Genomic DNA, 21,985 nt, shown 5'->3' on the forward strand with positions numbered 1-21,985 from the left:
TAAATATGATTTCCCTCTCCCGTTTACGGGAGAGGGTGGAGCAAATTCGCAGAATTTGCGGAGGGAGAGGGCTTTGCAAATATTTCACCAAATCTAACCGCTTGCGCCCTCTCTCTGCTAAAAATAGCCTCACGCTATTTTTAGCTGTCTCTCTCCCGCAAGCGGGAGAGAATGTTTGTATTTAATGTAAAACACTCGCCTTACTCTGTTTCTCAAGCCCTGCAATTTCAAGTTTTAACATCATTGCAGAAGGATCGTCAGGGCATTGATCGATAAAATAGCTTAAATCATCAAAAGCTGCTTGATAGCAATCCATACTCGCTAAAATCATTCCACGATCACGGATTTCATACGGATCTTCAGGACTAATAGCCAATCGATATTCGATTAAACGCAGTGCTTCTTCATATTTACCTTCACGAGTTAAAGCCATTTTAAATACCGTTTCTAACCGCTCTAATAGCTCATCTTCTTCCGCTATGCGCAAATACTCTTGGTTTAATTCTACGCCGTAGCCCATTTCCCCTTCGAGCCATTTTTCCAATTTTTCACGGCTTAGCTCAGAGCCGTCCCACGGATTGATAAATTTCACTTCCGTTCTGCCTTGCTCATTTTTCAATTCAGCTCGCAAAATTAATTGTGTCGGGAAATTGACCGGATATAGAGGTAAATTCAGTGAAGCTGCTAAATAAAGCACCACTGCCCCTAAAGAAACAGGCATTCCACGGAATTTGCGAATAACTTTATTAATCAATAAGTTATCTGTATAGAAATACTCGGCGTGATGACAATGAAAGCCCCATTCTTGATAAACTAAAGTTAATAGTTGGTTTAAACGTTCTTCATCACTTTCCCCATTCACATCATAGCGAGCTTTTTTGACAAGTACTGACATCAAGCCTAACACCTGAGATTCAGACAGATTATCGTCAATCATCAAGGTTAAGCGAGCTAACTCACGGTAAAGAAATTTCTGAAGCTGAACTTTATTTACCACGCTTTTAGGCTTTTTAATCTCTTGGAAAATATCGTTAATTATGTTGTCCATATTGCTACTGTTACTCTATCATTACCGCCATAATCTTGGAATGTGGTGACTGCATTCCATTGATTTTGTTGGAAAATATCTTGAACACTCGCAGCTTGTTGCCAACCGTGTTCTAACATTAACGCCCCGTTTTGGGTTAAATAAAGCGGTGCGTTTTGGATAATTTTTTGCAAATCACTCAGCCCGTTTTGTTCGGCAACCAGTGCGGTTAATGGTTCAAAACGAACATCACCTTGTGTTAAGCTTTCATCATCTTTATCAATGTAGGGCGGGTTACTCACAATAAGATCAAAGCGTTGATTTTTCAAGGCTTCAAACCAATCACTTGGTAAAAAGCGGACATTGTCAAATTCTAATTTCTGACGATTTTTTTCTGCAAGTTCTACTGCATCAGGCTGTTTATCTATCCCAATAATATCCGCTTTTTTGCCTAGTTCACTTGCTAACGCTAAAGCAATCGCCCCTGTGCCAGTGCCTAAATCTAAAATATGCAATTTTTCTTGAGTCGCTAACCGCTTGTATGCCCATTCCAACGCAACTTCGACCAAACGTTCCGTATCAGGACGGGGGATTAAAGTTGCCATTGATACCGCCAAAGGCAACGACCAAAACTCTTTTTCGCCCAAGATGTATGCCATCGGCTCACCTTTGGATCGGCGAGCAAGTAGCTCGGCAAGTTGGCGTAGTTCGCTTTCGTTCAGTTCTGTTTCGGCAAAAGCAAAAATTGCAGATTTTGAACGTTTTGTTACCGCTTGTAGCAGAATGTTGGCATCGGCTTTGGCGTTTAAAAACGGATCCTGTGATCCGTTTTCAAGCAGGGTTTGTTCGGCAAAAGTGAGCCATTGTTGGTAGGTTTTACTAAAAATCTTCACCACTTCAAAACGTTCACATACGAGCTCAAATTCATCGCTAATCGGTTGATTTAATTGTTGACTAAAAAAATGTTGATGTAACGATTTCCATTCATCCAAAGAGCCTTCGCCTTCTGCAATTGCAAAGGCTTCAGATACTTTGCCTAAGGTATTAAAAGTCACTTCCGTCAATTTTATTGTCACTAAAGGCTGATTTTGGCTATCTAAAATAGTATGCAATTCATCTTGAACAGGATATTTATCTCCATTTTCAAGGGAATAGAACATTTTGCCAGAGCAAGTCGCTGTTTTTTTACCAGCCAGAACTAATGTGGCTAAATAATTTGGTGTGATGCCGAATTGCCATTGCGAGTGAATTTGAGCCATAGAGAATATCTCAATATGGGGGATTTCTCCCCCTAAGAATAGATTAATTCTGATCCGACAACGCCGCCAACTGATCCGCTTGATATTCGGTAATAATCGGCTGAATTAACTCATCAATTTTACCATTCATCACTTCGTCTAAACGGTAAACGGTCAAGTTAATGCGGTGATCGGTTACACGCCCTTGTGGGTAGTTGTAAGTGCGGATCTTGTCTGAACGATCGCCTGAGCCAAGTAGGTTACGGCGAGTATCTGCCTGCTCTTGCGCTTGTTTTTCTTTCTCAACTTGGACAATGCGTGATGCAAGTACCGCAAGTGCTTTAGCTTTGTTTTTGTGTTGTGAACGTTCGTCTTGACACTCCACCACAATACCTGTTGGAATGTGGGTAATACGCACCGCAGAGTCGGTGGTATTAACGTGCTGACCACCCGCACCTGATGAACGGTAGGTGTCAATACGCAGATCCGCAGGGTTGATTTCTGGCATTTCGCTTTCTGGTAATTCAGGCATTACTGCGACCGTACAAGCGGAAGTGTGAATACGCCCTTGCGATTCGGTTTTCGGTACACGTTGTACACGGTGACCGCCCGACTCAAATTTGAGCTGTCCGTAAACGCCTTCACCGCTGATTTTGACGATAATCTCTTTATATCCGCCTTGTTCACTTTCGTTAGCACTTAATTCTTCAATTCTCCAGCGTTTGCTTTCTGCATAACGGCTATACATACGGTATAAATCGCCTGCGAAAATACCTGCTTCATCACCGCCTGTTCCAGCACGGATTTCAAGGAAGCAGTTATATTCATCATTCGGATCTTTTGGTAACAATAAGATTTGCAGATGTTGTTCAAGTTGTTCGATTTCAGCTTTGTTTGCCTCGATCTCTTCTGCTGCCATCTCTTTCATATCGGGATCATCAAGTAAGATTTGTGCTTCTTCTATGTCGCTATATAATTTTTTCCAACGATTAAAAGTGCCAACCACTTCTTCCAGCTGAGAGTACTCTTTGGAATAAGCACGGAATTTTTCTTGATCGCTGATGATAGTTGCATCGCCAAGTAAGGCTTGTAGCTCTTCGTAGCGTTCGCTTAGGCTGTCTAGTTTATTAATAATAGATGCTTTCATTGTTGTCTTGTTTATCTGTATTTCAAATATCGCTATTGTAACGGAAAATCACAATCTGATAAACGCAAAAAAGCCTAAATATTCTCTAGGCTTCTAGCAAAACACTTTGTAAAAGAATTATTTTACTAAGTCTTTTAATGCTTTACCTGCAACGAATGCTGGAACGTTAGCTGCTGGGATTTCGATTGCTTCGTTAGTTTTTGGATTACGACCTGTACGAGCTTTACGGTGATTTACTTTGAAAGTACCGAAACCGATAAGTTGAACAGAATCACCTTTTTTAAGGCTTTCAGAAATTGCGTTTAAAGTTGCTTCTAATGCTGCTTTAGCATCTTTCTTGCTTAAATCTGCACCTGCTGCGATTGCATCGACTAACTCAGTTTTGTTCATAGTTTTATCCTCTAAAGATGTGTATCAGTTAAGATGGCGTTAATTGCCAAATAAAATTGCAAAATGCAATGTGTAGCTTAATTCAAACAGCCCATTTCTCAAAGCAAATAATGCAAAATTTGTTAGCTAAATCACATTTTTTGATTAAAATTTAACCCAATGTTACTAATCCCACTCGTTCTAATCTCATTTTTTAGCCCTAAAATGAGTTCAACGTCCCTTTCTTCACACTCGTTAAGCAAACGATAAACTTGCCATTGCACATCTAATTCATCTTGAATTTCAGGGGCATTTTTAAGCTCTTGTTCGTTTAAACTGCGATCTGCTTGTGTTTCTAAGTAGGCTGCCACTGTCGAAAGTGAAATTTGGCTAATCTTGATTGCCTGCTCCAACGTTTCTCCCGCGATAATGCTATGTAAAACTTCCGCTAAGGCGTGGCAGGCATCTTCAGCAGGGAATACGCCGTAAAAATCAAATTCATTCACATCAGGAATAATGGCTTCCAATTTTTCGAGTTGGTCCTCAAAATTGATTTTTGCCCCTTTGACAGTCAGATGTTCCCAAACTAAATTGAGAATATTTTGAAAAGTTTTAGCATCATCTGACCGCTTACTGACCTCGCAAAAGAGTTGAAAGTTAGGCAACATACGTTCGCATAAACACGCCATAAAGGTAAGATGTTGCCAAGTTTCAAAACGCTCGATACGTTTATGAATAGGGTTTCTCATTCGTTATCCTTATTTGTGATACTGCTGTGAAAAGGCATGAACGCTATCCACAAACACTTTCGGACTTTCTATCGGAACATCTTGATGGATACCGTGTCCCAGATTGAAGACGTGTCCTGAGCCTTGCCCAAAGCCAGCTAAAATCGCTTTGACTTCTTGTTCGATACGTTCAGGGCTTGCATAAAGTACGCTTGGATCCATATTGCCTTGCAATGCAACTTTGTGTCCGACACGACGACGAGCATCAGCAATATCTACCGTCCAGTCTAATCCTACTGCGTCACAACCTGTGTCAGCGATAGCTTCCAACCATAGACCACCGCCTTTTGTAAATAAGGTCACAGGCACTTTTCTTCCGTCGTTTTCACGGATTAAGCCATCGACGATTTTGTGCATATAGCGTAAGGAAAATTCGTTGTAATCACGGTGTGCCAATACGCCACCCCAAGTGTCAAAGACCATTACCGACTGAGCACCAGCTTTAATTTGTGCATTCAGGTAAAGAATAACGCTGTCAGCCAGTTTGTCTAACAGAGCGTGTAGCAATGCAGGCTCGGCATACATCATTTTTTTGATTTTGGTAAAGGCTTTGCTACTTCCACCTTCAACCATATAAGTCGCTAATGTCCACGGGCTGCCCGAAAAACCAATCAATGGCACTTCGCCTTTCAACTCACGGCGAATGGTACGCACCGCATTCATCACATATTGCAGTTCTTGTTCAGGATCAGGAATAGGCAGATGATCGACATCGGCTTTACGCTCAATCGGACGAGCAAATTTAGGGCCTTCCCCTGCTCCAAAACTTAAGCCTAATCCCATTGCATCTGGAATAGTTAAAATATCAGAGAATAAAATTGCCGCATCTAACGCATAACGACGTAAAGGCTGAATAGTCACTTCGCACGCTAAATCCGCATTGCGACATAACGACATAAAATCCCCTGCTTCTGCACGGGTCGCCTTATATTCAGGCAAATAACGCCCTGCTTGACGCATCATCCAAACAGGTGTCGTATCAACAGGTTCACGCAATAATGCTTTTAAATAACGATCATTTTTTAACATTGTCATACTATTCTCTCAAAATAAAAATGCCCTATCGGGCTTGATAGGGTAAATCATATCATAAATTACAGGGATTTGACGCTAATCTTCACACTAACTTGTTCGCCTGATTGCACTAATTGATAAATCCGTGCAGTTTCAACGCAAACCATCGTTCGATATCCCGTTTCACTCATTCCGCTCATTGCCTTATGCCACGGGTTCCAAACCACTACTTCGCTGGCATTTTGATGTTCAACCATCATTTGACGGGAATAGCCAAGATCTTGGATCAGCGTTGGTTGTTGGTTAGCACGATAAATCTCATCAACTAATTCTGCAATTTTGCGTGGCGAACTAACCGCTTGCTGTTGCTGAATAAGGGAATTAAAGGTCTGTTCTGGTAAGCCAAACAGTTCCACCTGCTCAATGTTTTTGACATTAAAATAACTATGTAATGCCACTTGTGCTTCGCCTTGAGCTAAATGGGTAAAACGCAACTGACAAGTTAGCCCTAATTCCATCTCCATTTTTGCTTCTAATTGCTGGTTTTCATCAAACAAACTGAACTCAAGTTTGACCTGATCCGTTTGGACTTGATAGTGAGATAGCTCCCACAAGCGATTACGAGCGGTACCGTGTGGGGGTTGTTTTACACCACCAAACCACGGATAACAAATCGGCACGCCACCACGAATAGCATTGCCTTGCTCAAACGGCTCAACTTCACTGAGCCAAAAAACATCTTGCTCAGAGTGAACAGGTTGCCAGCTCAATAAATGCGCACCTTGTAAAGCCACCTTCGCTTTCACTTTCGGGTGAGCAATTTCAAGTACTGGAATTTGGTTGTAATCGACCAATACAAGCTCTGGGGTAAGTTGTTTTGTCATATTTGCTCCTTTTATATAGACAAAAGGGATGTAACGATACATCCCTATTCTTATTATTGATTTAGATTTTGTTTTGCTGCGGCAATCGCTTCAGCTACACGCTCTAAGTTCACGCCACCTTTGGCACAGCGTTTTGTCAAACAAGAGTCTAACGATAAAATCGGATAAACATCATCATTAATCGCAGAATGGAATTGTTTAAACTTATCTAAATTTAGCTCTTCTAATGCTTTCTTCTGGCTAATTGCATAAACGACTGCTTCACCAACAATGTGGTGTGCCTCACGGAACGGAATACCTTTTGCAACCAAGTAATCTGCAAGTTCTGTTGCATTTGCATAACCTTGCTGTGCAGCTTCTTTGGTACGCTCAGTATCGACTTTAATATCTTCTAACACTAATGCTGAAATATTGACACACGCTTGCCATGTTTCAATCGCATCGAAAATCCCTTCTTTATCTTCCTGCATATCTTTGTTGTAAGCCAACGGCAAGCCTTTTAAAGTTGCTAATAAACCGCTTAACGCACCAAACACACGCCCAGTTTTACCACGCACAAGCTCACAGGCATCAGGGTTTTTCTTCTGTGGCATTAATGATGAACCTGAAGTCACACGATCTGAGAGTTCGACAAAGTGAGATTCACCACTGTTAAAGATGATGAGATCTTCGGCAAAACGAGAAAGGTGCATCATACTAATAGAAGCCGCAGCTAAAAGTTCTAAAACGTGATCACGGTCAGATACACTGTCTAAGCTGTTGCGAGTAGCGGTTTCAAATCCAAGATCTTGTGCGAGTAAATCACGGTCGATTGCATAAGCCGTACCCGCTAACGCCCCTGAACCTAGTGGGCAAGTATTCATTCGTTTATAAGCATCGGTTAAACGGCTGTAATCTCGTTCTAACATCTCGTAATATGCCATACACCAATGGGCAAAGGTGATCGGCTGAGCACGTTGTAAATGGGTATAACCCGGCATGACAGAAAGTTGGTTAGCTTCTGCGGTTTCCACCAATTTTTCTTGTAACGCACGGATAGACTCTTGTAGTGAAAGCACTTGGGCTTTACACCATAATTTCATATCTACGGCAACTTGGTCGTTACGGCTACGTCCTGTGTGCAGTTTTTTACCGAGATCGCCGACTTTTTTAATCAGTTGTAGCTCAACCCAGCTATGAATATCTTCCGCATCTTCTTGTAGCACAATGGCTAAATTAGGGGCAACTTCTGCACGCAACTGCTTTAACGCCGCAATTAATTCGACTAATTCCGCTTGATTGATGATCCCTACGGAATGAATGGCTTTTGCCCAACCAATTGAGCCGTCAATATCTTGTAACGCCAAGCGGTAGTCAAAACGTAATGAATCGTTGAAATATTTGAATTGTTGATCTGCTTGTTGTGTGAAACGTCCACCCCAAAGTGCCATATCCAGTATCCTTTATAAATTAAATTGCAAATAAAAGGCGGTTTCTCACCGCTTGTCTTGGTGATTATTATGCATAATTATGCAATTAAACTCAATAATTATTTATATTAAGTTTCTATACTTCCATCTTGTAATAATATTATGCAACAATCTAGCGATTTTGTAATGCATCTAAGCCTAATATTAAACTTACTATGGAAAACTTTAGACAAAGTTGGTCTGAAATTATGAGAAAATACTTCAATAATTTCCTTAAAATTGCAAATTTTTGCTTTCATTCCCCCCCCCATTCGCTATATCATTGCAAGCTATTTCAAGAACATATTTATTATGTTGCTAGGTGCTGAATTTTTAGTCAGCTTTTTTTGCATTTTCTCAATTTATGCCCTAGGGGGAAAACAAAAATCAATGGAAAAGTTAGAGCAAAAACCAATTATTGAGCTTCGTTCTATAACGAAACGTTATGGTGAAAAAACAATTATTGATGGCTTAGATCTTACAATTAATGACGGTGAGTTTTTAACCATTCTTGGTCCGTCTGGCTGTGGTAAAACAACGGTATTGCGTTTAATTGCAGGTTTTGAAGATTTAACTGATGGTTCAATTATTCTTGACGGACAAGATGTATCGAATGTTGATGCAGAGCAACGTCCAGTAAATACGGTTTTCCAAAGTTATGCACTTTTCCCTCATATGACCATTTTTGATAATGTCGCTTTCGGTTTGCGTATGCAAAAAGTGCCAGAAGCGGAAATCAAGCCTCGTGTAATGGAAGCGTTACGTATGGTGCGTTTGGAAGAAATGGCACCGCGTAAGCCGTCACAGCTTTCAGGAGGTCAGCAACAACGTATTGCGATTGCTCGTGCGGTGGTTAATCAGCCGAAAGTGTTGTTATTAGATGAGTCGCTTTCTGCTCTTGACTATAAATTGCGTAAAGAAATGCAACACGAATTAAAACAGTTGCAACGTCAATTAGGTATTACCTTTATTTTCGTTACCCACGATCAAGAAGAGGCATTAACAATGTCGGATCGTATTATCGTAATGAACAAAGGTAAGATCCAACAAGATGGCTCGCCTCGTGAGATCTATGAAGAACCAAGTAACTTGTTCGTAGCGCGTTTTATCGGCGAAATCAATGTGTTTGATGCAACGGTGATTGAGCGTGTGACAGAAAAAACGGTAAGAGCCAATGTGAAAGGTCGTATTTGCGAAATTCATACGGAATTACCTGTTCATCCAAATCAAAAACTGAAAGTATTGCTTCGTCCAGAAGATATTGTAATTGAAGAGCTTGATGAAAACGAAAGTGCAAAAGCGGTGATTGGACACGTTAGCGACCGTACTTATAAAGGTATGACCCTTGAGTCTAATGTGGTGTTAGATCATAACCAAATGAGAGTGTTAGTGAGCGAGTTCTTCAATGAAGACGATCCGCATATGGATCACTCTGTAGGACAAAAAGTGGCATTAACGTGGCACGAAGGCTGGGAGGTTGTACTCGACGATGAAGACTGCTAGTAAGAAATTTCAAAATATTACTGTAGCGGTTATCTTCGGTTGGTTAATTTTCTTTGTATTAATCCCGAACTTACTGGTGTTATTCACCAGTTTTATGACCAAAGACAGTAGTAATCTGATTGAATTTACGTTTTCCCTTGAAAGCTATGGTCGTTTGATTGATCCACTTTACTCACAAGTATTGTGGAACTCGCTCTGTATGGCTGGGATTGCAACCATTATTTGTTTGGTGGTGGGCTATCCGTTTGCCTTTATGATTGCGAAATTGCCTGCGAAATATCGTCCATTTTTGCTCTTTTTGGTGGTGTTGCCATTCTGGACGAACTCGCTTATCCGTATTTACGGAATGAAGATTTTCCTTGGCGTTAAAGGCGTTCTAAACAAAACCTTGCTATCTTTGGGTATGATTAGCGAGCCAATCCGTATATTAAATACCGAAATTGCGGTGATTATCGGTTTGGTTTACATATTATTGCCTTTTATGATTTTGCCACTCTATTCTTCGATTGAAAAAATTGATGGACGTTTATTAGAAGCAGCAAAAGATTTGGGTGCAAATGCGTTCCAACGCTTTGTTAAAGTAATTATTCCATTAACAATGCCGGGAATTGTGGCGGGTTGCTTATTAGTTTTGCTTCCTGCAATGGGTATGTTCTATGTGGCAGACTTATTAGGCGGTGCGAAAGTATTGCTTGTAGGTAATATCATTAAAAGTGAGTTCCTTGTCACGCGTAACTGGCCATTTGGCTCTGCAATCAGTATTGCATTAACTGTCTTGATGGCATTAATGATTTATGTGTACTACCGTGCAAATAAACTGATGAATAAGAAAATGGAGTTAGAATAATGAATCGCGTATTGAAAAGCTTTTTTATGTTTGTCGTGTACGCATTCTTGTACATTCCAATCATCATTTTAATCATCAATTCCTTTAATGCTGATCGTTATGGTTTAAGCTGGAAAGGTTTTAGCTGGAACTGGTATGAGCGTTTATTTAACAATGATACGCTAACTCAAGCGGCAACAAACTCAATTACCATAGCCTTTTTCTCAGCGACTTTTGCAACATTAATCGGTGCATTAACGGCGATTGCACTCTATCGCTATCGTTTCCGTGGAAAACAATTTGTTGGTGGTATGTTGTTTGTGGTAATGATGTCACCTGATATTGTAATGGCAGTATCTTTACTTGCCTTATTTATGTTAGTCGGTGTAGCGTTGGGCTTCTGGTCTTTATTATTTGCACATATTACGTTCTGCTTACCTTATGTGGTTGTGACGGTATCCTCACGTTTAAACGACTTCAATGCGAAAATGTTAGAAGCGGCAAAAGACTTAGGGGCGAATGAATTTACCATTTTGCGTAAAATCTTATTCCCATTGTTGCTTCCTGCGATTGTTTCAGGCTGGTTATTGAGTTTTACCATCTCGTTAGATGACGTTGTGGTTTCTTCTTTCGTAACAAGTGCAAGCTATGAAGTGTTACCATTGAAGATTTTCTCACTGGTTAAAACAGGGGTAACCCCAGAAGTTAATGCGTTAGCGACTATTATGATTGTATTCTCACTTGCGTTAGTGGTATTAAGTCAGTTAGTTCTGCGTAAGAAAGATTAATACTATTCACAAGTACACTAAAGCAAAAGCTTAATTTTCATACAAAAGAGATCCTATGTAGGATCTCTTTATTTTTTCTAAATATCGTCGTTTTGTATTATTGAGTGGTGCCATCAAATAAAGGAAGCTAACCTTTAGAGCTTACGGTATGTTTAGGGAGATAATGATTGCGCCTGAAAATATACTGTTCTAAAATGATAGTGTTAAAATCCACATAAAATTATTGATGTAAAATCTATTTATTTGAGAATTTAGGAATAATAACGTGTCAAAAACAATTCAAGCTTTACGCGGAATGAATGATCTTTCCCCAACTGAAACACCATTATGGCAGTGGGTTGAAAGTAATATCCGTGATATTTTCGCAAGTTATGGCTACACAGAAATGCGTAGTCCGATTATGGAATCTACCGACTTATTCAAACGTGGTGTCGGTGAAGCGACAGATATTGTCGAGAAAGAGATGTTTACCTTTACCCGTAGCGAAGAAGCGGGCGAAAGTTTTACCCTTCGCCCTGAAGGTACGGCAGGTTGCGTGCGTGCGGCGATTGAACACGGTTGGATTTACAACCAAGAACAACGCCTATGGTATATCGGTCCGATGTTCCGCTATGAGCGTCCGCAAAAAGGTCGTTATCGTCAATTCCACCAAGCTGGCGTTGAAATTTTCGGGATCCAAAATGCTGAAGCGGATGCGGAATTAATTGTGCTAACCGCTCGCTTATGGGAAAAATTAGGTATCCGTGAACACGTCACTTTACAGCTTAACTCAATCGGCGGATTGGAAGTGCGTACTCGATACCGTGAAGCTCTAGTTGCTTTCTTGCAAAATCATTTAGACGTATTAAAGCAAGATCCTGACAGCGAACGCCGTTTAACAACCAACCCATTACGCATTTTGGATACCAAAAATCAAGCGTTACAAGCAGTATTAAACGATGCACCAAAACTTCACGATTTCTTAGATGATGAATCGAAAGCACATTTTGCCAGACTTTGTGCAATCCTTGATGAAATGGGTATTGCCTACGAAGTCAATCAAAAGTTAGTGCGTGGTTTGGATTACTACAATAAAACCGTATTTGAGTGGGTCACCACAGCATTAGGTGCACAAGGCACAGTTTGTGGCGGTGGTCGTTATGATGGCTTAGTCGCACAACTAGGCGGACACGCAACGGAAGGTGTTGGCTTTGCTATGGGCTTGGAGCGTTTAGTCTTGCTAGTGCAAGAAGTAAACCCGAATGTGCAATTACCAAGAGCCGTTGATATTTATGTAGTTCATTCAGGTGAAGGCACAACGGCAGTTGCATTCCGTTTGGCTGAAACCTTACGTAATGCGTTCCCACAACTTCGCACAATGTTACATACAAGCGGTGGGAATTTCAAAAAACAATTCAAACGTGCCGATAAATCAGGGGCGAAAATCGCTTTGGTGTTAGGTGAAAGTGAAGTCGCCGAGCAGAAAGTGGTAGTAAAAGACCTATTTGGTGAAGCGGAGCAAATGACCATTGCCCAAGCTGATTTAATCAACGAATTAACAACGCGTTTTGCATAGGGAGCAGAAATGAGCGATTATCTTAATAAAACCGAAGAACAGCAGTTTGAAGAAGCAAAAAGCTGGTTTAAAGAAAATGGCACACCGATTGTTGTGGCAATTTTTCTAGTTGCAGTTGCAACATTTGGCTGGAACTACTGGCAAAAACACCAAATTGAAGTAGCTCAAACCACATCAGCAAGCTATCAACAAGTGATGGAAAGCTATTTGCAAAATCCTGAGAAAAACGCACCGCTTATACAAAAATTTATTGCGGAGAATAAAGACTCAAGCTATGCGGTATTTGCTCAACTCGAAGAAGCAAAACAAGCGGCAGATAAAGGCGATTTTGCGACAACAAAAACGTTATTAACACAGTCTTTAGGTTCGACAACCGATGCAACATTACAAAACGTGATCCGTTTTCGTCTTGCTACAGTGGATTATCAGCTAAAAGAGTTTGATGCAGCATTAGCAACACTTTCTCAAATCAAAGACACCGCTTGGGATTTCCGTAAGCAGTTATTAACAGGTGATCTGTTAACCGCAAAAGGCGACAAGGCGGCTGCGAAAAGTGCTTATGAACAAGCTAAAGAAAAAGCAGGTGATGCAAATCAAATGCTAATTGATGTGCGTTTAAATAATCTGTAAAAAGGTAATAGTAGAGAAATCCTTAATGAATGTTAAGGTTATCTGCTTCTTGGTAATTAAAGAAAATAGCTCCTAGAGGCAGATATTTCACGGAATTAAAGTTAAGGTGTTACTGAATGCTATTTGTATCTTCTGGTAGTCAATGCCATGTGATTTTTAAATGATAATAACCTTTTATAGTTGAATTAAGTTCTAACATACTCTCTCTTTCTTCTCTATTAATAAATTATATTTTTATATATAAATTAAACAAGTAATGCTTGATTTTCTTCGCAAGAAATTACCTTCTATGAACAGAGTATGGAAAATGTTATAAAGCAATAATATTGCTATCTATTTATATGGTATGTGGATATTTCACGTCAATAAATCTGGAAGATTTTGATGATTGGAGGAACAAATGCAACACAAAAAAATCGCCTTTATCGGTGCTGGTAATATGGCGATTGCGATCATTTCAGGATTAATCAAAAGCGGTTATCCTGCCGAGCAAATTATCGCTCGTAATAAAAGCAATGAAACTCGCCGCTCGCAGTTAAGAGCAATGGGCGTTCAGGTGGATTTGTCTAACCTTGATGCTGTGACCCAAGCTGACGTGGTGATTTTAGCGGTTAAACCGCAGATGATGGCGGAAGTATGCAGTGAGTTTTCTCAAGTGGATTTTAGTGCAAAATGGGTGATTTCCGTTGCGGCTGGAATTTCTGTTGCCCGTCTTGAGCAACTGTTACCAACAGCAAGCAACATTGTTCGGACAATGCCGAATACGCCATCGCTCATCGGTGAAGGCATTGCAGGATTATTTGCAAAAAAATCGGTAGATCAGACCGCTTGTCAATTTGCAGAACAGCTACTGTCTGCGGTAGGCAAATGTTATTGGGTGGATACGGAAGCGGAGATCAACCAAATTATTGCTATCACAGGTTCTAGCCCTGCTTACTTCTTTAAGTTTATGGAAGCAATGCAAGAAGCGGCAATTAAAATGGGCTTTAGCGAACAAAATGCTCGTTATTTAGTGCAATCGGCAGCATTAGGGGCAGCAAAAATGGTGGTAGAAAATCCAGAAGTTGCCTTAGCAACTTTACGCGAAAATGTCACTTCAAAAGGCGGCACAACGGCTCAAGCATTGGCGGTATTTGAACAACGTGAGCTAAATGCAACCGTTGAACAAGCGATGAATGCGGCAATTAAGCGTGCAGAAGAGATGGAAAAATCCCTATGATAAAATTTACCCCTTTTCAATGGTCGTCGTTTAACTTCTTCGGCTTTTATTGTGCCTATGGCGTGCTGTTGCCGTTTCTACCTGTTTGGTTGAACCATCACGGCTACGATTCGGGAATGATTGGCTTGTTAATCGCTTCAGGTTATCTGTTCCGCTTTTTAGGGGCAATGACCTTTTCTAAACGCATTACCCACCCCAACCAGCTACTTTCTCTTGCTCGTTGGCTAACGTGGCTCGCCATTGCCACTCTGTTTTTAGTTGCCTTTGGGGTACAAACAATTTGGATTTTATTCCCTGCAATCGCACTGTTCCATATCTTCAACGGCGGAGCAATGCCGATAGCTGATACCATAGCTTCCACTTGGCAACAGCAAGTCGGGATTGATTATGGCAGAACACGTTTATTTGGCTCGATTGCCTTTGTTGTAGGCTCAGTCAGCGCAGGTTATTTAATCGGCTGGCTAGAGGAAAGTGCGATTATCGGCATTTTAATTGGCTGGCTGGTCTTTCTAGGCACAGGCTTAACAGTTAACCGACCCAAGCCTTTGTACAGACAGAAGAAAAAGCCGAATCAGAGTTAAGCTATCTGCAATTAATGAAAGTGCCAACCACATTCAAAATGTTGATTGCCATTTCCTTAATTCAATCTTCTCACGCCGCTTATTATGCTTATAGCACGATTTACTGGGCATCAGCAGGGATTTCGACCCAAAGTGCAAGTTTATTATGGGGATTGGCAGTTGTTTCAGAAATTCTGTTTTTCTTCTTTGCCAACCGTTTATTTAAAACGTGGAAAATCAACCATTTAATGATTTTATCTGCCGTTGGCTCAATGATGCGTTGGATCTTACTGGCTTCGACCACAAATATCGCTATTTTAATGGCAATCCAAATGTTCCATTCGATCTCTTATGGAGCAGGACATTATGCAATGATCCGCTACCTTTCCACCCAACCAACGGAACAAATGGCAAAACTACAGGCTCTCTATTTCAGCTTTGCGAGCTGTATTTTTATGGCGTTGTTCACCTTTATCGCTGGCTTAGTCTATCAAGTTTCGCCGACAGGTAGCCTCTGGTTAATGGTGTTGTTTGCACTGCCTGCGATTTTTATTGTGCCGAAGCGGTTTGGAGTGAGGGTTTAGATGAATGAATACCTAACATATCAATTCAATAATAATTTAAGGGACTGTATTAGATTAGCCCTAAATTTCACACCATTTTCGCAATGTTTTTAACTGCTCTTTTGGTGTCCCAAAGTTAAACCGAAATTCACATTCTTTCAAGAATAAAGGAAAACTTTTTCGGTCAATCCCATTATATTTTCGGAGTATCCGCTTGGCTTGACTCCAAAAATTTTCAATGCCGTTGATGTGATTTTGTTTCACTGCAAACAGCTCCGAATGGCTAATTCGTTCGTGGTGAAATTTGCTTACATCAAGGGCATCATAGCTCCGATAAGTATCAGTATAAACCCAGCTGTCAGGCTTGATCTTCCTTGCTATAACAGGCATTAGCGTTGTTGTCTTCGTATCATTGACGACCACAGTAAATACTTTTCCTTGCCGTTTCAATATCCCCAAAACAGCCACTTTTCCTACCGCCCACGACCTCGTTTTCCTTCACAAGGTCCACCAAAATAGCTTTCATCCAACTCAATTTGTCCGTCAAATACTTCATCCGCTTCAAGTGCTAAATGATGGCTGATAACCTCGCGGATTTTGCGGTAAAACAGCGCAGCAGAGTTAGCATTTATCTCTAACAAATTTGCCGCAGAACGGACAGTGACTTCTAATACAAAAAATTCAAGGAGCTTTTTTGTATAGATTTCTTTAATTTACAATGAGTTATTTTCATTTTTATAGACTAACATACTTGCTAATCTAATACGCTCCCTTACATTATTGGTATTTAAAACATAAAGCGTTTTAGAAGAACGGTCAGATAAATCGAACAAAAAGAGTTATTATCCTTATAAACATCGGAATGTAAGAAGTGCTTATCATAGTTTTAAACATTATATGGATTATTTACCTATGAAAAGTATAGTGATTTAAATATCGAAAAAACGACAAATAGACTTGAAAATTTATTCGGACAACTTAAAGAGAAATTATCGCATCATGCAGGATTAACGAAAAGACATAATGTTATGTTTATAAAGGATTTTTTAAATAAAAAGAGTTGCTAAGAATAATTTAAAATATTCATTAGCAACCATTTTGTCTACCATGCCCCAAAATCCGGTTATAAAAATTACCAGTACCTTTATCTGCTACATCTATACACTACTCACAGTTGCGTTATGCTTGGGATTCAAAACGTCTGGCTGCTTCGTCCCAATTCACCACATTCCAAAATGCTTTAATATAATCAGGACGACGGTTCTGGTAACTTAAGTAATATGCGTGTTCCCATACATCTAAACCTAAAATTGGATAACCAGACACACCAGCTACATCTTTACCCATTAACGGAGAATCTTGGTTAGCTGTCGATACTACAGATAACTTTCCATCTTCTAGTACTAGCCACGCCCATCCAGAACCAAAACGAGTGGTAGCAGCCAGCTCAAATTGTTCTTGGAATGTTTCAACAGAACCAAAATCCCGTATTATGGTCTCTTTGAGTTTTCCTTGTAAGGTCGTACCAGTTTTTAACCCTTTCCAAAACAACGTGTGATTAACATGTCCTCCTACATTATTACGCACAGCTACTTGTTTTTCTACAGGAACTTGCTCAAGATTTGAGATCAGCTTTCCTGGACATTGTCCTAGTAAATCAGGATATGCCTCTAATGCGATATTTGCATTATTAATATAGGTTTGATGGTGTTTGGAGTGATGAATCTCCATTGTTCTTGCATCAAAATACGGTTCTAATGCATCATAGGTATAATCTAACTCAGGTAATGTGTATGCCATATTATGTTCCTCAAAAATAATCAGTAACAATTGAGTGTAAACTCTCAACTATAGTAACAAATAATAAGAAGATAATATATATTTTTTTGATCTATCGCAAATTACAGCGACCTCGTAATAGCTATTTTTAAATGTAGCTTTGTTTGATTATCAAACTCCTTTATAGCTTGGTAAATAAAAAATACCATTCAAATATATAGAAAAATTAAGAATCTAATCTAAATCACCACACTCTTAATCTGCAAATACGCCATCTGCCCTATTTGCAAGCACAGATCATCAAACGCCCACAAACTGATACTCGCCCAAATTTCTTGAGCTTCCACCTCAACGGCAATATCATAGCGGTCAGATTGAGGCTCGATTTTACAAATTCGCCCTTGCAAAATATTCCGAATAGAACTTTGCTCAGGTTTGGACAGGGTAATAGAAACATTTTGGCTACCAATGCTAATTCGCATTAAATCCCCTAATTGATAGCGAGGCTGTTCCGTAACCCAAATCAACTGTTGTCCCAATGTCAGCCCTTGCATACGGTAAGGATTTTGTGCAACCACAGGCAACTCAAGTAAACTCAACCGTTGAGCTTCAGGCTGCCACGCAGAAAAGGCTGGGCTATGCCAAACATTCAACGTTTTATCAAAAGCAACCACCTTCCCCTCTTCCAACAACAACAAATTATCCGCCAAACGAATAACCTCATCAAGGCTATGGCTTACATACAAAATCGGAATATCCACCGTTTTTGCCAACCGCCCCAAATAGTCCATCAACTCATTCTTACGCGGTAAATCTAAAGCTGAAAGAGGCTCGTCCATCAACAAAATATCTGGCTCGCTCAACAACACACGCCCAATCGCCACACGTTGTTTTTCACCACCAGACAAGCTGATCGGGAAACGATCTAACAGATGTTCAATCCCCAACAATTTAACTAATTGTGAAAAATTCGCCTCATCAAACCGCTTACAGCCATATTTTAAATTCGCCTCAACTCGATAATGCGGAAATAAGCGATGTTCTTGGAAAACATAGCCCACCTTACGTTTTTCAGGGGGCAAATTTATCTTCTGACGATCATCAAACAACACTCGCCCATTTAACACAATTCGCCCTTCCGTTGGTGTGACTAGCCCTGCGATAAGGTTAATTAAACTCGACTTCCCTGCCCCTGAGCGACCAAAAATTGCCGTCACCCCTTTAGCATTTAACGCCACATCAACAGCTAAATCCAAGTTTCCTAAACGATGTTTAACTTTAAGTTGCAAAGATTGTGCCATTACTGTCCCTTAATTTGTTGGAAACGTTGCTGACGTTGTGCCAATAACTCAGAAAAAAATAACGCAACTAACGAAATCACAATCGCAATCACACAAAGCCGAGCAGCCGCCATTTCACCGTCAGGGGTTTCAATAAACGTATAAAGTGCGGCAGGAATAGTTTGGGTTTGATTAGGGATATTGGACACAAAAGTAATGGTCGCCCCAAATTCCCCTAACGAACGAGCAAAACCTAACACCGCCCCTGCAATAATCCCCGGAAAAGAGAGCGGAAGATGAAGTGTAAAAAACACTCTTAATGGACTTGCCCCTAAGGTTCTCGCCGCCTGCTCCAATTTGGGATCAATAGCATCAAAGGCTAACCGAATAGAGCGAACCATCAACGGAAAAGCCATTACCATTGAAGCAAGCACCGCCCCTTTCCAAGAAAAACTTAACGAAAACTCAAACCACTGCCACAAATATTGCCCAATCGCCCCTTTCTTTGCCATTAAAATCAGCAAAAGATAGCCGATCACCACAGGAGGCAATACTAGTGGCAAATGAATAATGCCATTAAATAAGTGCTTCCCCCAAAACTCTTTTCGAGCCAACAACCACGCAGCTCCAATTGCAAAAGGCAACGCAAATAAGACCGCTATACTGGCAATTTTTAGGCTTAAATAAATAGCATTAAGTTCTTGTTGGGAAAAAGAAAATATTAACATTTCATTCACTATCATAGTCCGTATTCTACAATATTTATTCTTTTTATCTATCTATTTAGAAAAATAATAAGAGTTATGGCATTATCGCTTTCTTCTTTAATCTACTTTATAATAGAATATAGAGAATATCTTATTCGACCTGTAACGTATGAAACTCAACATTCCGACCTATCTGACTTTATTTCGTGTGGCGTTAATTCCGCTGTTTATTGTTTGGTTTTACTTACCTATTCAATATTCTGCTGAAATTACCACGTTGATTTTTTTTATTGCTTCAATCACCGACTGGTTTGACGGCTATTTGGCTCGCAAATGGAACCAAACCACCCGCCTAGGTGCATTTTTAGATCCTGTGGCAGATAAAGTCTTAGTTGCGATTGCATTGGTGTCTGTGGTCGAATACTACCATACTTGGTGGATCACTATTCCTGCAGGCATTATGATTGCCCGTGAGATTATTATTTCGGCGTTGCGTGAGTGGATGGCGGAATTAGGTGAACGTGCAAGTGTTGCGGTGTCTATTTGGGGGAAAGTGAAAACGACTGCACAAATGTTGGCGTTGGGTGGTTTGTTATGGCGACAAGCACCGTGGATGGAATATTCCGCCTTTGCTTTGCTCTATATCGCCGCGATTTTAACCATTTGGTCGATGTTGCAATACTTGAAAGCATCTAAAGGCAGTTTATTAAAATCTTAAATACTTTGTAGGGACACACTGCGTGTGTCCGTCTAATCTTTATTTTACGCAAAAACGATATTCAGCGGATACACGCAGTGTGTCCCTACAATCCTATGTCAAAATTCAATTCCAAACAATTTCTTGCCGATACGCCACATAACCCTGGTGTTTATCGTATGTATGACGATAAAGGCACGATCATTTATGTCGGCAAAGCAAAAGATTTAAAAAAGCGTCTATCGAGCTATTTTCGTAGCACTCTTGCCAGCCGAAAAACTGAAGCCTTAGTATCGCAAATTGCTCATATTGATACCACCATTACCCATTCGGAAACCGAAGCCTTACTGTTGGAACACAATTACATTAAGGAAAATCAACCGAAATACAATGTGTTGCTTCGTGACGACAAATCTTACCCTTATATTTTGCTTACCAAACACCAGCACCCACGTTTAGCCAGCTTTCGGGGAAGTAAAAAAATCGCAGGGGAATATTTTGGACCTTACCCAAATGCAGGGGCGGTGCGGGAAACCTTAAATCTGCTACAAAAACTGTTTCCGATCCGCCAGTGTGAAGACAACTACTACAAAAACCGTTCTCGCCCTTGTTTACAATATCAAATCGGGCGTTGCCTTGCCCCTTGCGTGGAAGGCGTTTATTCCCAACGAGAATACGATCAACAGGTGGAGTATGTTCGCTTATTCTTACAAGGTAAAGATCAGCAAGTAATCGAACATTTGATTAGCAAAATGGAAAAAGCCGCGGAAGATCTGGATTTTGAAGCAGCTGCTCGTTTTCGAGATCAAATTCAGCAAGTGCGAGCGGTCACTGAAAAGCAATTTGTATCGAATGAACGTCTAGATGATCTCGATATTATCTCGATTGCCTATCAACACGGTATTGCTTGCGTGCATATTCTGTTTGTACGACAAGGGAAAGTGTTGGGTAGCCGAAGTTATTTCCCCAAAGTGCCGAACCATACGGAACTTGCTGAATTGAGCGACACTTTTATCGGGCAGTTTTATTTGCAGATGAACCAACATCGCACCATTCCGCACCAAATCATTATCGATCACCCCGTGAGCGAAGTGGAAGCCTTAGAAAAGGTATTGTCGGAACAAACAGGACATAAAGTGAGTATTACCGATAAGGTGCGAGGCGAAAAAAGCCGTTATCTTGCTCTTGCTAAAACCAACGCAATGGCAGCACTGACTTTGCAACTCAAGCAAGATGCTCGTATCCAAACCCGTTATGAAGCCTTACAAGCGGTGCTTTCTTTGCCAAAAATTGCAAGAATGGAATGCTTTGACATCAGTCACACGATGGGCGAACAAACAGTCGCTTCTTGTGTTGTATTTGATGAAAACGGCCCGTTAAAATCTGACTATCGCCGTTTTAACATTGAAGGTATTACAGGGGGCGATGATTATGCCGCAATGGAACAAGCTCTGATCAAGCGTTACGATAAACCGCTTCCGCCTGAAAAAATCCCTGATATTATCTTCATTGACGGCGGAAAAGGGCAGTTAAACCGAGCCTTAGAAACCTTTGCCAATCTCAAAGTGGAATGGGATAAATCCAAACCATTACTTATCGGCGTAGCAAAAGGCGTAGAACGCAAGGCAGGGTTAGAAACCTTGCTGATCAGCAAATGGGACAAGGAAATCCACTTACCGCCCGACAGCCCAGCGTTACATTTAATTCAGCATATCCGTGATGAATCCCATAACCACGCCATTAGCGGACACCGTAAAAAACGGCAAAAAGCCTTTACCGAAAGCGGTTTAGAGGCAATCGCTGGCGTTGGAGCCAAACGCCGCCATTTGTTGCTAAAATATCTCGGTGGTATGCAAGGCGTCAAATCAGCAACACTTGATGAAATTAAATCGGTTCCTGGAATTTCAGTATCTTTGGCTGAGATTATTTTCGATACCCTAAATTATAGTGAATAATATTGGTA

At 40.5% G+C, this 21,985-nt stretch carries 19 protein-coding genes and 2 pseudogenes; 9 read left to right on the forward strand and 12 right to left on the reverse strand.

The genetic code is table 11. From position 1 onward, the window contains the following. Positions 1-181: 181 nt before the first annotated feature. The 8 genes from B0183_RS06075 to argH form a co-directional block, all read right to left on the reverse strand. On the reverse strand, positions 182-1,048 hold the full coding sequence (locus B0183_RS06075; protein WP_021113680.1) for a SirB1 family protein: 867 nt from the start codon (positions 1,046-1,048) through the stop codon (positions 182-184). After that, complete coding sequence (gene prmC, locus B0183_RS06080) at positions 1,036-2,286, reverse strand: peptide chain release factor N(5)-glutamine methyltransferase (protein ID WP_075630420.1); 1,251 nt, start codon at positions 2,284-2,286, stop codon at positions 1,036-1,038. The genes B0183_RS06075 and prmC overlap by 13 nt, the downstream gene beginning before the upstream one ends. Before the next feature lie 43 nt (positions 2,287-2,329). Then, positions 2,330-3,412, reverse strand: coding sequence for a peptide chain release factor 1 (prfA, locus tag B0183_RS06085; protein ID WP_035496317.1), 1,083 nt, complete (start codon positions 3,410-3,412; stop codon positions 2,330-2,332). 117 nt (positions 3,413-3,529) lie between these two features. Next, a complete protein-coding gene (locus tag B0183_RS06090; protein ID WP_005713002.1) occupies positions 3,530-3,802 on the reverse strand; it encodes an HU family DNA-binding protein in 273 nt (90 codons plus the stop codon). A gap of 131 nt (positions 3,803-3,933) precedes the next feature. Next, positions 3,934-4,530: a YjaG family protein gene (locus tag B0183_RS06095; RefSeq protein ID WP_062924364.1), complete on the reverse strand. Its 597-nt coding sequence runs from the start codon at positions 4,528-4,530 to the stop codon at positions 3,934-3,936. A gap of 9 nt (positions 4,531-4,539) precedes the next feature. Then, positions 4,540-5,604 carry a uroporphyrinogen decarboxylase gene (gene hemE, locus B0183_RS06100; RefSeq protein ID WP_078208519.1) on the reverse strand — a complete coding sequence of 355 codons (1,065 nt, stop codon included), beginning with the start codon at positions 5,602-5,604 and terminating at the stop codon, positions 4,540-4,542. 59 nt (positions 5,605-5,663) lie between these two features. Further along, positions 5,664-6,467 (reverse strand): D-hexose-6-phosphate mutarotase, encoded by an 804-nt coding sequence (locus tag B0183_RS06105; protein ID WP_075604473.1) that lies wholly within the window; start codon positions 6,465-6,467, stop codon positions 5,664-5,666. 53 nt (positions 6,468-6,520) lie between these two features. After that, the gene (gene argH / locus B0183_RS06110) at positions 6,521-7,897 is read right to left on the reverse strand and encodes an argininosuccinate lyase (protein ID WP_035494867.1); all 1,377 of its coding nucleotides are present in this window, start codon (positions 7,895-7,897) and stop codon (positions 6,521-6,523) included. Between the two features lie 408 nt (positions 7,898-8,305). Here argH and potA point away from each other — a divergent pair, with 408 nt between their 5' ends. The 7 genes and pseudogenes from potA to B0183_RS06145 all read left to right on the forward strand — a co-directional run bounded on the left by potA (position 8,306) and on the right by B0183_RS06145 (position 15,580). Then, positions 8,306-9,418 carry a spermidine/putrescine ABC transporter ATP-binding protein PotA gene (gene potA / locus B0183_RS06115; protein ID WP_078208523.1) on the forward strand — a complete coding sequence of 371 codons (1,113 nt, stop codon included), beginning with the start codon at positions 8,306-8,308 and terminating at the stop codon, positions 9,416-9,418. Then, positions 9,405-10,265 (forward strand): spermidine/putrescine ABC transporter permease PotB, encoded by an 861-nt coding sequence (gene potB, locus B0183_RS06120; RefSeq protein WP_021113687.1) that lies wholly within the window; start codon positions 9,405-9,407, stop codon positions 10,263-10,265. Before potA ends, potB begins: the two co-directional genes overlap by 14 nt. Further along, entirely contained in the window at positions 10,265-11,032 is a 768-nt protein-coding gene (potC, locus tag B0183_RS06125; RefSeq protein ID WP_035496314.1) for a spermidine/putrescine ABC transporter permease PotC, read from the forward strand. Before potB ends, potC begins: the two co-directional genes overlap by 1 nt. A gap of 265 nt (positions 11,033-11,297) precedes the next feature. Further along, complete coding sequence (hisS, locus tag B0183_RS06130; RefSeq protein WP_038513671.1) at positions 11,298-12,587, forward strand: histidine--tRNA ligase; 1,290 nt, start codon at positions 11,298-11,300, stop codon at positions 12,585-12,587. Positions 12,588-12,596: 9 nt separating this feature from the next. Then, positions 12,597-13,217 carry a YfgM family protein gene (locus B0183_RS06135; RefSeq protein WP_035494864.1) on the forward strand — a complete coding sequence of 207 codons (621 nt, stop codon included), beginning with the start codon at positions 12,597-12,599 and terminating at the stop codon, positions 13,215-13,217. 400 nt (positions 13,218-13,617) lie between these two features. Then, positions 13,618-14,436, forward strand: coding sequence for a pyrroline-5-carboxylate reductase (gene proC, locus B0183_RS06140; RefSeq protein ID WP_078208520.1), 819 nt, complete (start codon positions 13,618-13,620; stop codon positions 14,434-14,436). Then, positions 14,433-15,580: pseudogene (locus B0183_RS06145) on the forward strand (3-phenylpropionate MFS transporter). The gene proC and the pseudogene B0183_RS06145 overlap by 4 nt, the downstream one beginning before the upstream one ends. Before the next feature lie 60 nt (positions 15,581-15,640). Here the strand turns inward: B0183_RS06145 and B0183_RS06150 are convergent. The 4 genes and pseudogenes from B0183_RS06150 to modB all read right to left on the reverse strand — a co-directional run bounded on the left by B0183_RS06150 (position 15,641) and on the right by modB (position 19,340). Next, positions 15,641-16,292 (reverse strand): annotated as a pseudogene (locus B0183_RS06150) (IS1595 family transposase). A gap of 446 nt (positions 16,293-16,738) precedes the next feature. Further along, positions 16,739-17,359 (reverse strand): superoxide dismutase [Mn], encoded by a 621-nt coding sequence (gene sodA / locus B0183_RS06160; RefSeq protein ID WP_021112527.1) that lies wholly within the window; start codon positions 17,357-17,359, stop codon positions 16,739-16,741. A gap of 218 nt (positions 17,360-17,577) precedes the next feature. Further along, on the reverse strand, positions 17,578-18,639 hold the full coding sequence (gene modC, locus B0183_RS06165; RefSeq protein ID WP_035494862.1) for a molybdenum ABC transporter ATP-binding protein ModC: 1,062 nt from the start codon (positions 18,637-18,639) through the stop codon (positions 17,578-17,580). Next, positions 18,639-19,340, reverse strand: coding sequence for a molybdate ABC transporter permease subunit (modB, locus tag B0183_RS06170; protein ID WP_078208524.1), 702 nt, complete (start codon positions 19,338-19,340; stop codon positions 18,639-18,641). The genes modC and modB overlap by 1 nt, the downstream gene beginning before the upstream one ends. 154 nt (positions 19,341-19,494) lie before the next feature. Here modB and pgsA point away from each other — a divergent pair, with 154 nt between their 5' ends. Both pgsA and uvrC read left to right on the forward strand, forming a co-directional pair. Continuing rightward, entirely contained in the window at positions 19,495-20,043 is a 549-nt protein-coding gene (gene pgsA / locus B0183_RS06175) for a CDP-diacylglycerol--glycerol-3-phosphate 3-phosphatidyltransferase (RefSeq protein WP_078208521.1), read from the forward strand. Between the two features lie 95 nt (positions 20,044-20,138). Then, entirely contained in the window at positions 20,139-21,977 is a 1,839-nt protein-coding gene (uvrC, locus tag B0183_RS06180; RefSeq protein ID WP_078208522.1) for an excinuclease ABC subunit UvrC, read from the forward strand. The last annotated feature ends 8 nt before the right edge of the window (positions 21,978-21,985 follow it).

The sequence above is a fragment of the Glaesserella parasuis genome, from assembly GCF_002015085.1.
GTDB lineage: Bacteria > Pseudomonadota > Gammaproteobacteria > Enterobacterales > Pasteurellaceae > Glaesserella > Glaesserella parasuis.